11 protein-coding genes and 1 pseudogene are annotated in these 14,145 nt (G+C 69.0%); 1 reads left to right on the top strand and 11 read right to left on the bottom strand.

Going from position 1 to position 14,145, the window contains the following annotated elements:
• From JF597_RS39550 to JF597_RS39515, 7 genes and pseudogenes are all read right to left on the bottom strand, one after another.
• A pseudogene (locus JF597_RS39550) lies at positions 1-112 on the bottom strand (electron transfer flavoprotein subunit beta); the annotation flags it as partial.
• Positions 113-654: 542 nt separating this feature from the next.
• A complete protein-coding gene (locus JF597_RS39540; RefSeq protein WP_294008244.1) occupies positions 655-1,569 on the bottom strand; it encodes an SDR family NAD(P)-dependent oxidoreductase in 915 nt (304 codons plus the stop codon).
• 6 nt (positions 1,570-1,575) lie between these two features.
• Positions 1,576-3,147, bottom strand: a complete 1,572-nt coding sequence (locus JF597_RS39535) for an AMP-binding protein (RefSeq protein ID WP_294008242.1) — start codon at positions 3,145-3,147, stop codon at positions 1,576-1,578.
• 225 nt (positions 3,148-3,372) lie between these two features.
• The gene (locus JF597_RS39530; protein WP_294008240.1) at positions 3,373-4,671 is read right to left on the bottom strand and encodes an acyl-CoA dehydrogenase family protein; all 1,299 of its coding nucleotides are present in this window, start codon (positions 4,669-4,671) and stop codon (positions 3,373-3,375) included.
• 40 nt (positions 4,672-4,711) lie between these two features.
• Positions 4,712-5,542, bottom strand: a complete 831-nt coding sequence (locus JF597_RS39525; protein WP_294008238.1) for an enoyl-CoA hydratase/isomerase family protein — start codon at positions 5,540-5,542, stop codon at positions 4,712-4,714.
• Positions 5,543-5,573: 31 nt separating this feature from the next.
• A complete protein-coding gene (locus tag JF597_RS39520; protein WP_294008236.1) occupies positions 5,574-6,800 on the bottom strand; it encodes a thiolase family protein in 1,227 nt (408 codons plus the stop codon).
• Positions 6,797-7,921, bottom strand: coding sequence for a DUF5938 domain-containing protein (locus JF597_RS39515; RefSeq protein ID WP_294008234.1), 1,125 nt, complete (start codon positions 7,919-7,921; stop codon positions 6,797-6,799). The genes JF597_RS39520 and JF597_RS39515 overlap by 4 nt, the downstream gene beginning before the upstream one ends.
• Positions 7,922-8,155: 234 nt before the next feature.
• Here JF597_RS39515 and JF597_RS39510 point away from each other — a divergent pair, with 234 nt between their 5' ends.
• Positions 8,156-9,127, top strand: a complete 972-nt coding sequence (locus JF597_RS39510) for a helix-turn-helix domain-containing protein (protein ID WP_366916510.1) — start codon at positions 8,156-8,158, stop codon at positions 9,125-9,127.
• Positions 9,128-9,364: 237 nt separating this feature from the next.
• Here JF597_RS39510 and JF597_RS39505 read toward each other — a convergent pair whose 3' ends face one another.
• From JF597_RS39505 to JF597_RS39490, 4 genes are all read right to left on the bottom strand, one after another.
• Complete coding sequence (locus JF597_RS39505) at positions 9,365-9,520, bottom strand: hypothetical protein (RefSeq protein ID WP_294008232.1); 156 nt, start codon at positions 9,518-9,520, stop codon at positions 9,365-9,367.
• Between the two features lie 422 nt (positions 9,521-9,942).
• The gene (locus JF597_RS39500) at positions 9,943-10,362 is read right to left on the bottom strand and encodes a GtrA family protein (protein ID WP_294008230.1); all 420 of its coding nucleotides are present in this window, start codon (positions 10,360-10,362) and stop codon (positions 9,943-9,945) included.
• Complete coding sequence (locus tag JF597_RS39495) at positions 10,362-11,336, bottom strand: glycosyltransferase family 2 protein (RefSeq protein ID WP_294008228.1); 975 nt, start codon at positions 11,334-11,336, stop codon at positions 10,362-10,364. The genes JF597_RS39500 and JF597_RS39495 overlap by 1 nt, the downstream gene beginning before the upstream one ends.
• Positions 11,337-11,360: 24 nt before the next feature.
• Positions 11,361-13,907: a YfhO family protein gene (locus tag JF597_RS39490; RefSeq protein ID WP_294008226.1), complete on the bottom strand. Its 2,547-nt coding sequence runs from the start codon at positions 13,905-13,907 to the stop codon at positions 11,361-11,363.
• Between the last annotated feature and the right edge of the window lie 238 nt (positions 13,908-14,145).

The raw sequence follows: 14,145 nt of genomic DNA, 5'->3' as shown, positions 1-14,145 counted from the left end.
CGGAGAGCAGACCGTCCACGTCGTCCCGGTCGACGGTCAGGTCATCGGCGAAGTGCCGGTCGCCGGTGGCGTCGGGCACGTACTTCACAGTGACAACGATCCTCAAGCTCACGCCGGCTCTCCTACTGCATCGTCATTTCTTGACTGCCTTCTCTTGAAGACAGCGGGCTACTAGCGGCCAATCCCTATCGAGGCGGCCCGCGTTCAGAAGAACGCGCACCACCTGGACAGCGCCGACCAGGACAGGCCATAGGCAATTCCGCGCGGCCGCCCGGCATCCGTTGCTGAATGGTTGGCGCCCACTTGTCGCAGCCGAGGGCGGCCCCGTGAGCGCCGGGGGCCTGTCGAGCCACGTCGCCACCTGGGACGTCTCCCGTGATCCCGCGGCGGTGGCCGGTGTGCGTCGCCGCCCGCAGACACGTTGAGCGCATGGGGGCTGGATGAAGCTGCCTTCGTCAAATCAAGGAACAGACCCTGATCTGCGAGGTCTCCGACGCCGGCAACACCTGCCCCCACGTGCGCCGCGCACGCGTCTTCGACGAAGGCGGTCGCGGCCTTTTCCTTGTCGCCGAGCTCACGCGACGATGCACCCGCAACACCCTTACAGGCACGACCATCCGGGCCGAACAGTCCACTCCCTGAGTTCAGGTCCGTTCAGTCTCCTCCAGGCTGAGATTTCTGTGATCTCAGCACGGCCTCGCTCCAGCCGCCCGCGGCAGCACCTCTATCGGCAACCTTCTGTTCGGTGAGCTGATCCACCTCGACGGCGATCGGCTGCAGTTTCCGGTCCAACAAAGCGGAAAGGAAGCCGCGCAGCAGGTATTGCAGACGCAGTGAACCCGGGATGAACACCCGGCGCTGCCTTCGCTGGATGCCCCGCACGATGCGGTCGGCGGCCAGCGACACCGGGAAGGTCTTGCCGGCAGCCCCGGGCAGCCGCGCCCGCGTCCGGGCGAAGTCCGCGTGCTCGTGGTCGGCGTCGCGCACCATCGGCGTGTCGATGAACATCGGGTAGGCGACGCCTACGCCGACGCCGAGGTGAGCCACCTCGACCCGGAACACGTCCAGCAGAGCCTCCAGTCCCGCCTTGCTAGCCGCGTACATGCCCTCGCCGGGCGGGGCGAAGATCGATGCGGCCGAGGCCACGCCGAGTACGTACCCTCGGCCGACGATGAGGTGGGGCAGGCATTCCTGGATGAACCGCCAGTTGCCGGTCACGTTGACGTCGAGCACTGTGGCGAGCACCGACGGATCGAGGTGCCGCACCGTGCCCACCGGACCGATACCCGCATTGGACACGGCGACATCGATGGCCCCGAACTCCTCGACCACGGCTCGCACGGCGGCCTCGACCGACTCCGGGTCGGTGATGTCGCACCGAACCGCGAGAGCTGTACCCCCCAAATCCCTCGCGGCCTGCCGAACCGCGTCACCGTCGATGTCCAGCAGCGCGACCCGGTGCGTTCGCGCCAACCGCCGCGTAACGGCGAGGCCGATTCCACTGGCCGCGCCCGTGATCACCGCCACAGGTCGGGCCATCCGATGATCCTTGCCTGTCGGGTCCGCCATGGCCGGTCAGATCTTCCGCTCGTGCCCGCGCCAGAAGGGCTCGCGGATGTCCTTCTTGAGCACCTTCCCGTTGGCGCTGCGGGGTAGGGCGTCGACGAACACGATCTTCTTCGGTGTCTTGATGCCGCCGAGCTTGGGCCGGCAGAAGGCCACCAGCTCCTCCTCCGTCAGCTGCGCAGCGTCGTTCAGTTCGACCACCGCGGTGACCGCCTCGCCCCAGTCCGCGTGCGGGGTGCCGATCACGGCGCAGTCCTGAACTGCCGGATGCGTCCAGATGACCTGCTCCACCTCGCTCGGGTAGACATTGAAGCCACCCGAGATGATCATGTCCTTCTTGCGATCGGTGATGTGCAGGAAGCCCTCGTGGTCGAGGTAGCCGACGTCGCCGGTGTGCAGCCACCCGTCGACGATGGTCTCCGCGGTCTTCTCCGGGGCGTTGTAGTACCCCTTCATCAGCAAGTCGCCGCGCACGCAGATTTCGCCGGTCTCCCCGGTGGGCAGGATGGTGCCGTTCTCGTCGAGGATCTCGACGCGCACCAGCGGTGCGGGCCGCCCCGTCGCCGACAGCCTGGCGTCCTCGGCGATCTCACCGTTGCGGAAGTGCTCCTCGGGACGCAGGAAGGCGATCGCGGTGGGTGCCTCCGCCTGACCGTACCCCTGGAACATCACCGGGCCGAAGACGTCGATCGCGCGACGGAGCTTCTCGGTGGACATGGGGGCCGCACCGTAGGTGAAGTACTTCAGCGAGGAGAAGTCCCGCTGCTCGATGCCCGGTATCTCCAGTATCCGGTAGATGACGGTGGGCGGCAGGTACAGCTCCGTGACGCGGTGCTTCTTCAGGAGGTCGAGCAGTTCGAGCGGGTCGGGGCGGTGCATCACGACGATCGTGCCGCCGCGGGCCGTGATCGGCAGCGTGAGGGTACCCGCGGCGTGGGTCATCGGCGCGGCGACCAGGTTCACGATCGGCTCGTCCGAGGAGTACGGCGCGGCGAACATGTGCTGCAGTGCGCTGACGGTAAGGCTCCGGTGCGTGTTCATCGCACCCTTCGGCGCCCCGGTGGTCCCGCCGGTCGGCATGATCCCGGCCATCACATCCGCATCCGGGATGTAGTCGGGAAGCTCGCTGGACGCTCCCTCGGTGTACGACGCGAGCAGAACCGCGTCCGCCGCCGACAGGGCTTGCGTGTCCCCGCTCAGCGCGATCACGGTCTTCAATTGCTTCAGTTCGGGGCGGAGTTGCTCCACGACCGGCAGGAACTGCTCGTGGCAGAACAGCACCTCGCAGTCGAAGCTGTCCAGCATCCGCTGGATCTCCTCCTTGGGGTATGCGGGGTTGACCGGGACCCAGGCCATCCCCGCCCGCCACATGCCAAGAACACAGGCCCACGCGAGGGGATCGTTGGCGGCGAGGACCGCGCCCTTGGTCTCGGGCTCGATGCCATGTGCGAGCAAGCCGTTCCCCACGCGGCACGAAAGCTCACCGATCTCGGTGTAGGTGAACGTCTGCTCCCCCGAGATGAAGGCCGCCCGGTCCGGGTAGGCGCGCCAACCCCGGTCGAAGAAGTCGGTCACAGCCATGCTGGTGGTTCCTTATCTGTGGAGTCGACCCCGAGATGCGGGGATCGGTCGGTCGTACTGGTCTGTGGGACTGTCGCGGCCCGCGCCGTAGGGTGTGGCGTGCCGTGACGCGCCCCGGCCAAGTGCCCCCCGGGGCGCACGGGAACGGACGGTTCTGGCGTGGCGAGGACCGTCCGGGCCCGGATGGCGGGAACCGACGAAGCCGGCGGTACCCGTCTGGTGCGGTCAGGCCCCGATCCGTCCGCCCTTGTACAGCTGCGTGTTCAGGTAGCCGAACTTCATGTTGAGCAGATGGTTCTCGCCGTCCTCGATACGGGCCGCCCGGGCGTCGCGGAAGAGCTTCTCCATCGGGTACTCGCGGGTCAGTCCGTTGCCGCCGAACAGCTGCAGGGCCTCATCGGCCACCTCGAACGCGAGGTCGGTGCAGGTGACCTTGGTTCCGCCGGTGTAGTAGGGGTGCTTGGCCGGCGACAGCGCGGTGTACTCGGCGGCCCGCCGGGCCAGTGCGCGCATCGTCTCCACCTTGCGGGCCATGGCGCCGAGACGGCTCTGCACCATCTGGTGCTCGGCCAGCAGCGCGCCGCCCTGGCGGCGCTCGTGGACGTACTCGAGCGCGTACTCGAGGGCCGCCCGGGCCAGCCCCGTCATGAGCTCGCCCATCGCCACACCCGCCGTGGACCAGGTGGAGGCGTGGCCGTGCCAGTAGTCGTCGCCGAGTGAGACGGCGTACCGCACGGGGACCTTGACGTCGTCGAAGAACAGCTCACCCTGGGGCAGGGCCCGCTTGCCCAGCTTCTCCAGCGGCTTGCCGTGGGTCACCCCGGGCAGGTCGAGGGGAACGACGACCTCGACGCCGTGCGGGTGGCCCTCGCTGTCGAAGTATCCATCGCCGTAGTCGGCGACGATGGACAGGATCGCGACCTGGGCGACCGGGCCGTTGGAGACCCAGGCGGAGCTCTGCCCGTTGATCACGATGTCGCCGCCGCTGATCTTCGCAGTCAGGTTGCCCTTGTTGCCCTGCGGGGCGAGGGCGTGGCGCTCGGCGGGGTAGAGCATCGTGCCGTCCGAACCGCGGTCCGGCTGGGTGGCGACCCAGGCGCCGATCTTGCCCGCCGTCAGCTCGACCAGTTCCTGGTTGCCGGCTCGCTTGGCCATCATGTTCGGGAAGGCGGCGCCCGCCAGCGAGACCGCGAGGCCCGCGTCACCCCAGCCGAACTCCTCGACGACGATCGCCTGGAGCTTGGCCAGTTCCTGCGGCGGCACGTCGTCCGAGGCCGCGTCGAACTCGATCCCCGACGCCGCGGCCGTCGCCATGAACTCCCAGTACGGAGAGCCCTGTGCGATCACTTCATCGGCGCTCAGCTTGTCGATGGCGATACCCGCCGGGCGCATCACCTCGCGCGCGAACTTGTGCATCGCCTGCTGGACGGCGCGCTCCTCCTCGCCGAGGATCTCGAAACCGCTCTGTTCCACGAACGGCAGCCCGGGCCGTACCGACGCCGCGCCCTTGCCTTGCTGTGTCATGACTGTGTCGTCCTCTTCGCGTTCCTGCGGGCGGCTGGCGCTACTGCGCGGCGGCGATCGCCGCGGGCAGGTCCCGTTCGTGCTCCAGGTCCTGCAGGCCGGTCATCAGCTGCAGGGCCTCCTTGGTGCCGGGAACCTCGAGCAGGTTCCGCAGCGCGGTGTTCTCCGCGGCGAAGCCGGCGAATTGGGCGTCGGCCAGGGCGCCATAGACGTTCTTGAACACCTCGTTCACCGCGGCGATCGTGCTCGCCGGGCGCTTGGCGATGTCGCGTGCCAAGCTGTCGGTGTAGGCGTTCAACTCCTCGCGCGGGAGCGCGCGGCTGACGATGCCGTAGGCCGCGGCCTCCTCCCCGGTGAAGTCACGGGCCGAAAGGATCACCTCGCGGGCGCGGACCGGGCCGATCTGCATCGCCAGTCGTGTCGTACCGCCGCCGGCGGGCAGGATGCCGCCGCTCGCCTCGGGCAGGGCGAACCGGCTCTCCGGCGTGGCGAACCGCAGGTCCGTCGCGAGCAGGAACTCCAGCCCGGCGCCGCGGCAGATCCCGTCGATCACGCTGATGGTCACCTGGGGCAGGTTCTGCCACATGGTCGTCAGGGCCTGCAGAGCGTTGATGTCGTCGTAGCGGCTCTGCGGAACCGACGGGTCGCTGTCCATCCGCAGGATGTCGCCCAGGTCGAAGTGGGCGATGAAGAACTCCGGGTTGGCGCTGCCGAAGACCACCACCGCCGTCTCCCGGTCGGTGACGAGTGACCCGCCGAGGTCGAAAAGTTCCCCGGCCATCTGGAAGGTCATCAGGTTGACCGGCGGATGGTTGAAGTCGACGTAGAGGATCCGGCCGTCACGCCGGACATTGAGTGTCTGATAGGTCATCGCTGACTCCTCGGTTGGTGCAGGCGGACGGTCAGGGACTGAGGATGGTGATCGCGGCGGCGGCTTCCTCGCCGGCGTACAAGCCGCCGCCGTTCTCCGCGAGGGCGATGCGGGCGCCGGGCACCTGGCGGGCTCCGCAGGTACCGCGGAGCTGGTGGACGAGCTCGTAGATCTGCGCGAGGCCGGAGGCACCCATGGGGTGGCCCTTGGACTCCAGCCCTCCGGACGGGTTGACGGGAAGGCGGCCGCCGAGCCGGCTGGCGCCGGACTCCGCGAACTCACCGCCCGAACCGATCTCGCAGAACCCCACCAGCTCGGTCTGCAGGAGTTCACCGAACGCCGACGCATCGTGGACCTCCGCCACCGAAACGTCCTGCGGCCCCACGCCTGCCTCCTCGTAGGCCTGCAGGGCGGCGAGCCGGGTGGCCGAGCGGTCCCAGGCCGACAGCAGGCGCACCGTTCCGGTGCCCAGCACCGCGGCCAGTACCCGGATCGGGTGCTGAGCGCCCAGCCGTCGCAGGCCTGCGGCGTTGCAGACGATGGCCGCCGCCGCGCCGTCGGTGAGCGGCGCACACATCGGAACCGTGAGCGGCCCCACGACGGGCCGGGCCGCGAGGATGTCCGCCGCCGACATCTCCTCGCGGAAGTGCGCGAGCGGGTTGTGCACCGCGTGCGCGTGGTTCTTCTCGGAGATGACCGCGAGCTGCTTCTGGGTCGTGCCGAAGGCGTCCATGTGCGCCTGGGCGAGTGCCGCGTAGTAGTCCATGAACACGCTGCGCGGCTTACCGTCGTCGGGAAGCTCGCCACCGAGTTCGGTCAGTAGGGCGCGCACGCCCTCGGGGTCCGAGACGTCCATGCCGCCGTCGAACACCCCGAGTGCCTTGCGCTTGTCGCCGATGCTCAGCTTCTCGGCGCCGACCGCGAGCACGACATCGGCCGCGCCGGAGCGCACATGCATGATCGCCTGGTGCAACGCGGTGGCGCCGGTGGCGCACGCGTTCTCGACATTGACCACCGGGATGCGCTCGACGCCCATCGAGCGCAGCGCCATCTGGCCGGCGACCACGACCTGCCCCTCGAGCACGTCCTGGCAGGTGTTGCCGAAGTACGCGGCCTGCACGGCACCGAGCTCGGCACCGGCGTCGGCCAGCGCCTCGGTCACCGCTTCCCGGGTCAGGTCCTTGACCGAGGCCTCCGGCCGGACCCCGAACCGGGTCATGCCGACCCCGGCGACCCACACCTGTGAGCTGCTGGTCACGCCGCGCTCTCCTCGGTCACACGCGCCAGCCCGTACGCCTCCAGAGCCCCCAGGAGCTCACGGTGTCCCACCAGCTGCGCGGGTGAGCGGAACCCGACACCGTGGTAGGTGTTGCCGAGCAGCCGCATCGCGGCGTAGGCCTGGACCAGGCCGGTGATCTGGTATCCGGACGTGCCGTGGATGACCGCCCGTGCCGTGACGTTGTTGCCGCGGCCCGTGCACCAGTCGACCGAACGATTCACCTGCCGGTTCTCACGGGCCGGTGTATCCGGCGTCATGGTGGCAGCCACCTTGTCGAGCGCCGGGTAGAGCTTCTCCTCGGGCAGCCACTGGAAGATAACCTTGAACATGCGCTCCGCTTCGCGTACCCGCTGGGGGATGTCACCCTTCTCGTTCTGCATCGCCACGAACATGCGGCAGTTGCGTACGCGGCGGTCGTCCCGGAAGAACACCGGCATGGCGGTGCCGCCCCAGTTCAGGCCGGGGACCACCAGGGTGGTGCCGGGCACGACCATGTCCTGCTGGACGATGCCGTCGTACTTCTTGAGGACGTTGTCCTCCAGGTAGTAGGCGTCCTTGCGGATCACGTCGAACATCGACTGCGTCGATCCGACCGTCGGGATGTTCCGGGTGTACTGGCCGACCTCAAGCGTGTCGATGCCGGGGGTCTCCAGGACGATGCGGGCGACGATGTCGGGAACCGCGTACTGCATGGAGACGGCGGTGGACACGGCAAGTCCGGCTGCTGCGTACTTCGGGCCCCACTCGTCCAGGACCGCGAGCTGGTGGGACTGCTCACCGGCGGTGTCGAGATAGTGACAGCCCGCGCGCAGCGCGGCCTCGAGTACTGCGGGCGCGTGCCGCAGGAAGGGGCCGACCGTGTTGCAGACGACCTTCCTGCCTTCGAAGAGCGCGGCCAGGGACTCGACGGAGCCGTCGACCTCGGCGATCTCGTAGTCGGCCGTCTCGATGCCCGGGACGGCGTTCATGATCTCCTGCAGCCTGGCCTTGTTCCGCCCGGCTGCCACGAACGGAATGCTGTACTCGCGCAGGTATTCGGCCACCAGGCGGCCGGTGTAGCCGCTGGCTCCATAGATGACAACCGGTCGGCGATCGCTCACGGCTGCTTCCCTTCCGTGATGAGTCGAGGCGCCGTGGCGCCGCGGCTCTACGCTTTTTACGTTGCGGCAAACTCTGGGCAACATCCGGCCACGGCGCTTCCGTGAGAGCGCACTCCGGGTTCCGCATTCGTGCATCCCGCGCCCGACGGCTGGTCCGTCAGACGGCACGGGCGCTTGTCACGACCCGGCGAAACGGGTTTCACTCGATGCATACGCCGACGAAGGTGATGGCGCATGACAGCAGCCCTGACCTGGTCAACCCACGGGTCCCCACAAGATCACGTCCCGGACGCCTGGAGCAGCACGATGTCCCAGCTGCACGTGGGCTGGGCACTGTCGTTCTCGGAGCCCGAACCCTTCGGCGTGTCAGTGCGGTACCGGAGGCTGGACCAGCTGACCGTCGGAGAACTCCGCTGCGGCCGAATCGCCGGCCGACAGGCAGTCACGAGCAAGGGCCCGCTCGTGGGCGTCCTCGTGACCCTCTCCGGACGGCTGATGTGCCGGTACGTCGACGGCAGCGAGGTCGAACTCGGTCCCGGCGACCTGCTGGTCTGGGACAGTGAACTGGCGCACGACTTCGAGGCCGTGGGGGACCACCGCGAGCTGTACCTGCTCCTGCCCCGCGAGCGGCTGCCCCAGGCGATTGCCGGAAGTGCCTCGCGCGCCGACGGTGTCGTTTCAGTGCGGCCAGGGTCAGGGCTCGCCTCGATCGCTGCCGCTCAGCTACAGGCCATCACGCGCGAGTTCGACCACCTGTCCGACACGGATCTGGCCCTTGCCTCCCAGACCTTCTTCGACACCCTCGAAACGGCCCTCGTCCCCGCTCCTGAGCAGCCTGTTTCCAGCAGCGCCCGCGAGGCGCTGGTCGTTCGGACCCGCCGGTACATCGAGGATCACCTGGATGATCCGGACCTTTGCGCTTCCTCCATCGCCGAGGCGTTCGACATCTCCGTTCGCACGCTGCATCTCGCTCATGCCGGTACGGGCGCAACAGTGGGTCGCTGGATCCGGGAGCGTCGCCTGAAGGCCTGCTACCGGGACCTCTCACGCGCGCATGGCGGCACCACGGTCACCGACGTCGCCTTCCGCTGGGGCTTCAACAACATGGGCCACTTCAGCACAGCCTTCAAGCAGGCATTCGGCGTGACACCCAGCAGCGTCTTGCTCCAGGGCCAGCACAGCTGGACCGGCACGGACAACGGCTGATTCCGAGGCACACCGCCCTGCCGAGGCGAGCCCAGTGGGTAGCAGGATTGCGTGCCCGGGGCCAGGCTGACGGTCGAGGCCTTCACGGTGATGTACTCGGCGGCGCCCGACACGGCTGGGCACGTTGGTGAGGAACCCCCACACCCGTTGTCCGTGCGTCAGGTCGGTCACGCCCCCGCCGAGGGCGACCGCCTCCCCGGGGAAGTCCCGGCAGGTCCGTTTGGGGAAGCTGCGGCCCTACATGATCCTCATGCCACCGGACCGGATCGACACATCGATCGGGTTGACGCTCGTGCCGTGGACACGGACGAGCACCTCGCCGGCGCCCGGCTGCGGCCGCGTGACTGTGCGATTCTCCAGCTCCTCGGGACCGCCGTACCTGTCGTACTCCAAGGCGCGCATCATCGGGCGGGCGGCCTGCGGGCCAGCCAGAAGGTCCGCCTCACGGGGCTTCCACCCACTCGCCGGGGTCAGCGGCGAGATCCGCCGACGCTTCACCCGCGGACGCCCGCACGTTCAGGCCGTCCGCACTCTGCGGAGGTTCCGGGACAATAGCGGCATGGGGAATGGCGGCGGCACAGGCCGTACAAGCTGCCCGTAGGGCGCTCGGCGGGATGATCCAAACCCGCCCAGCGACTGCCCACCTTAAACGCGGCCCGTCTCACCCCGGCGATCACGCACAGTGAGCATCCAAGACCATGATTTGCCAACTATCCCTCTCATGATTTGCCAACAAGGATTCTCCACGCGCCCCCGACCTGCGCGGCTCAGTCCATGATTTGCCAACTAGAGTTCTCGGTCACAGGGCGCTGCACCTATGCGGCTTCCACCTTCGGGAGCATCACCCACCGCGACACCACGAACGTCACCGGAATCGCCGCCGCCGAAGCCATCAGCGGGGCGAACCTGCTCCCCGCGTGCAGCACGTCGACGATCACGTACACGCCCACGGTGGTGATCACGAAATTCGTGGCGTTGGTCAGCGGGAACAGCAGGAATTTCCGCCAGGTGGGACGGATCCGGTACGTGAACTTCGCGTTGAGAAAAAATGAGCCGATCATGCTCAGGAAAAACGCGAGAATATGCGCGGCCAGGTATGGCAAATAGCTCAGAAAGAGCAGGTAAAGACCGTAGTACGTCCCGGTGTTGACGACGCCCACCACCGCGAAGGTGATGATCTGCCCGGATATCGGGCGGGTGGGGCCGGTGGCGGTCGACAGGGTGGCGTTCGGCATCAGGGGATGAGGTCCTTCGTCGTGCCGCGGCTGCGGTCTTCCGTTCGGTCCACGTTCGTCGCCTTCACCAGGAAGTGCGGGCGCCCCTTGACCTCGTAGTAGATCCGGCCGGTGTACTCGCCGATGACCCCGAGCATGATCATCTGGACGCCGGCCAGGGCGGTGACGGCTGTAATGATGGTGACATAGCCGGGCGTCTGGACGCCGTGGATCATCGCGGCGCCCACGATCCACGCCGTGTACGCGCCGGCCAGGGCCAGCAGGGTCAGGCCGAGGTAGAGCGCGGCGCGCAGCGGGCGGTTGTTGAAGGAGAGCAGCCCGTCGAGGCCGTAGTTGAGCAGGCTGCGGAACGACCAGGAGCTGCTGCCGTGCTCACGCACCGCGTTCTCGTACTCGAAGGTGGTGCTGGGGAAGCCGACCCAGGCGAACAGGCCCTTGGAGAACCGGTTGTACTCGGTGAGGCTCACGATCGCGTCCACCACGCGGCGCGACATCAGCCGGAAGTCGCCGACGCCGTCGACGAGTTCGACGTCGACCATCCGGTTGATGAGCCGGTAGTAGAGGCGGGCGGTGAGGGTGCGGGTGACGCGGTCGCCCTGCCGGGTGCGCTTGGCGATGACCTGGTCGTAGCCCTCGCCGCGCAGTTCGACCATGCGCTTGATGAGCTCCGGCGGGTGCTGCAGGTCGGCGTCCATGACGATCACGGCGTCGCCGGTGGCGTGCTTCAGGCCGGCCAGCAGCGCCGACTCCTTGCCGAAGTTGCGGCTGAAGGAGACGTACCGCACGCGCGAGTCGCCGTCGGCGATCTTGCTGAGGAGGGGCAGGGTGCGGTCGCGGCTGCCGTCGTCGACGTACACGAACTCCATGTCGTGGCCGAGCGGCAGCAGTTCGTTGGCGATCTTCTGGACCTGCTCGTGGAAGCGCTCTATGACGTCTTCCTCGTTGTAACAGGGCGCGACGATCGATATCAGCATGGGTTTCTTCCCCCTGGGGACGGGTCAGTGAGCGGTGGTCGTGCGCTCGCCGGGGCGGGTGGCGGTTCTGCGGCGTACGGCCGAGACGGTGCCGATGAGGATCAGGGTCAGCAGCGAGGCGCCGCCGACGGCGGTGCCCAGGCGCAGGCCGGGCGGGTGGAACGTGCAGGTGAGGCTGGTGGCGGAGGCGCCGAGCGGAACGGCGATCAGGCCGTAGAACTCGCTCGCCGCGACCTGGTCGCCGCCCGCGGAGCAGCGCCAGCCGGCGATCCGCGGGGCGGCCACGACGGCGGTTCCCGTGCTGCCGGCCGGCAGTCGGGCGTGCAGGGTGCCGTCGGAGACGGTCACCTCGGTCGCGCCGGTGGACTTCAGGTGCTGCACGGCGGTGCGCAGTCTCGCGGTGTCGAGGCAGCCGACCGCACCCTGCGCCGGGACCCGGCTGAGGCGGTTGGGCCTGAGGTCGATCCGGACCTGCCCAGCGGCACGCACCGTGCCGAGCGGCTGCATCGCGGCGATCTTCGTGTTCTCGGCGTCGGACCGGAACAGCTTCTGCTCACCGCCGCTGCCGAGTTGGGCGGTACCGGAGTAGTGCGGCGCCCACAGGAAGACCGAACTCCCGGCCCGGCACCGTGCGGTGATCGTCTGCGCTCCGTCGACCAGCAGGCCCCGCGCCGCGTCGCCCTTGCCCGCACCGCTGAGGGTGGTACGGGGCAGGGTGTAGACGCGGGCGCCGAGCAGGAGTTCCTGGTTGCGGTAGGGGGACGGGCCGAAGGCGGCCGGGGTGGAGTGCGCGGCGGTGGGCCGTACCGTGACCAGCGGCGGGACGTCCTCGCGGGTGACGGTGGACGGGCCGCCGCCCTGGGGCAGCCACTTCTGGTGCGGGTCCGGCGGGTTGTGCACCCGTGCGCCCACCGAGAAGACCGCGTCCGTGACCGGGTTGTCGAGGCTCTGCAGGCTGCGGCCGCGCGAGGTCCAGCCGTCGCCGAGAGCGGTGAGGGTGCGGCTGAGGACGTCGGCGGTGAGGCTGCTGTAGTACTGGGAGCCCTGGCCGCCGACCATCATCGGGTCGTTGGCGACGGTCTGGTCGCGGCCGGGTTCGGTGCGGTACGCGGGCCAGGCGTCGGCGCTCGCGACCGCGTCCGCCTCCTTCTGCTGGCGGTCGCCCCACGGTGCGTAGTCGTCCATCTGGCCGAGCCGCATCCGGGTGGCCACCGCCGAGGTGGCAGCGGCCTCGCCGAACTGCGCGCCGATCAGCAGCGCCACGGCCAGCCCGGCCAGCACCGGCCTGCCGTTCCTGAGGGAGAGCAGCACGAGCCCGCCGAGCGCGCCCGCGACCGCGAGCAGCACCACCGGCCAGGTGTGGTGCGTGTGCTGCCGGGTGAGGGTGCTGCGGCTCGCGACGGCGGCGATCAGGACCAGCAGTACGCCGGCCGCGCCGAGTGCCCGCAGGTCGGGAAGGCCGTAGGCCAGAGCGTGCCAGGCGGCGACGACCAGCAGGGCGCAGAGCACGAAGGCCTGCCGGTAGGAGCTGCCGTTCGGGGCGGCGAAGGCGTGCCAGGCCAGGCTGGTCGGCGCCCACTGGAGCGACAGGGCCACCGCGAGCACCAGGACCGTCCAGCCCGCCCGCACCCGGACCGGGACCATCCGGTGGAAGGGCAGGGCGAGGGCGAGCACCAGCGCGGTGATGCCCACGTAGAGGGCCGGGGAGCTGTAGCTGTACGTCGTCGGCAGCAGCCGGGCGAGCAGGTCCTCGGTGCCGACCGGTGCGAAGTGGCCCTCGCGGCCCGGGTAGGCGTGCTTGGTGCCGGAGTACACGACGATCACCAGCGGCGCGGCCAGGCCGATGCCCAGCCCGACGGTCGTCCCCGCCCGGCCCACCACCGCGAGGGCACGACGCCACGGCAGTTCGGCGAGCACCAGCCGGAGCAGCAGCACCAGGGCGGCGCCGAGGGTGGCCATGTAGGCGGTGTAGAAGTTGGCGATCCAGGCGAGCGCCACGATCAGCACCCCGAGCAGCGGGCGCCGGCCGGCCATGGCCCACTCGCCGACCAGGCAGAGCAGCGGCAGCGCGATCAGGCCGTCGAGCCACATCGGGTTGTACGAGGCGAGGGCGAGGCTCCAGCCGCACAGGGCGTACGAAGCGCCCAGGAGGCCGGCCGCCCACCAGCGGCCCGGGCGCAGGCTCATCAGCAGCCAGGCCATGGCGGCGCCCGCGACCGCCGTCTTCAGCACGGTGACCGCGTACACCGCGAGGTCGATCTCGTCGCGCGGGAAGAGGGCGACAAGGAGCGCGAAGGGGCTGCTGAGGTAGGTGCCGAGGTCCGGCAGGAAGCTGGAGCCGTAGCCGGACTGCCAGTTGACGAGGAGGCCGCCGTCGGCCCTGCCGTGCAGCAGGTCCCAGAGGTGGGCGTGGAAGGGGACGTACTGGTTGCCGAGGTCGTTGACGCTGCGGGTGCGGGGCCCGAACGGGTAGCTGCGGGCGATCACGTCGGCGGCACAGAACGCCGCGGTGGTGAGCAGTGCCGCGAGCAGCGCGGCGGTCGCTCGCGGATCGGCGCGCCGCCATTTCACAGTGCCGGTTTCCCGTTCCGCTTGGCCCCCCGCCGGTTTCGCCCCCTGTTCACGCCCGGCCAGGACGGTGCGATTCATTCTGTGCGGCCCCCAGATAAAAAACGGGGTCGTCGCTCCCCGCAGGTCGGTGTTTCGCCGACTTAGACGGGTAGAGGTCCCTGACGGTTGTGCCACGCCTGTGAAGTAATAAGGCGAATTCCGAATCCGTGTACGTCATGGGAAAGAATTCACGACTTCA

Origin of the sequence: Streptomyces sp. (assembly GCF_019510245.1) — a bacterium.
Taxonomy (GTDB): domain Bacteria; phylum Actinomycetota; class Actinomycetes; order Streptomycetales; family Streptomycetaceae; genus Streptomyces.
This window is presented reverse-complemented; position numbering and strand designations above follow the sequence as displayed.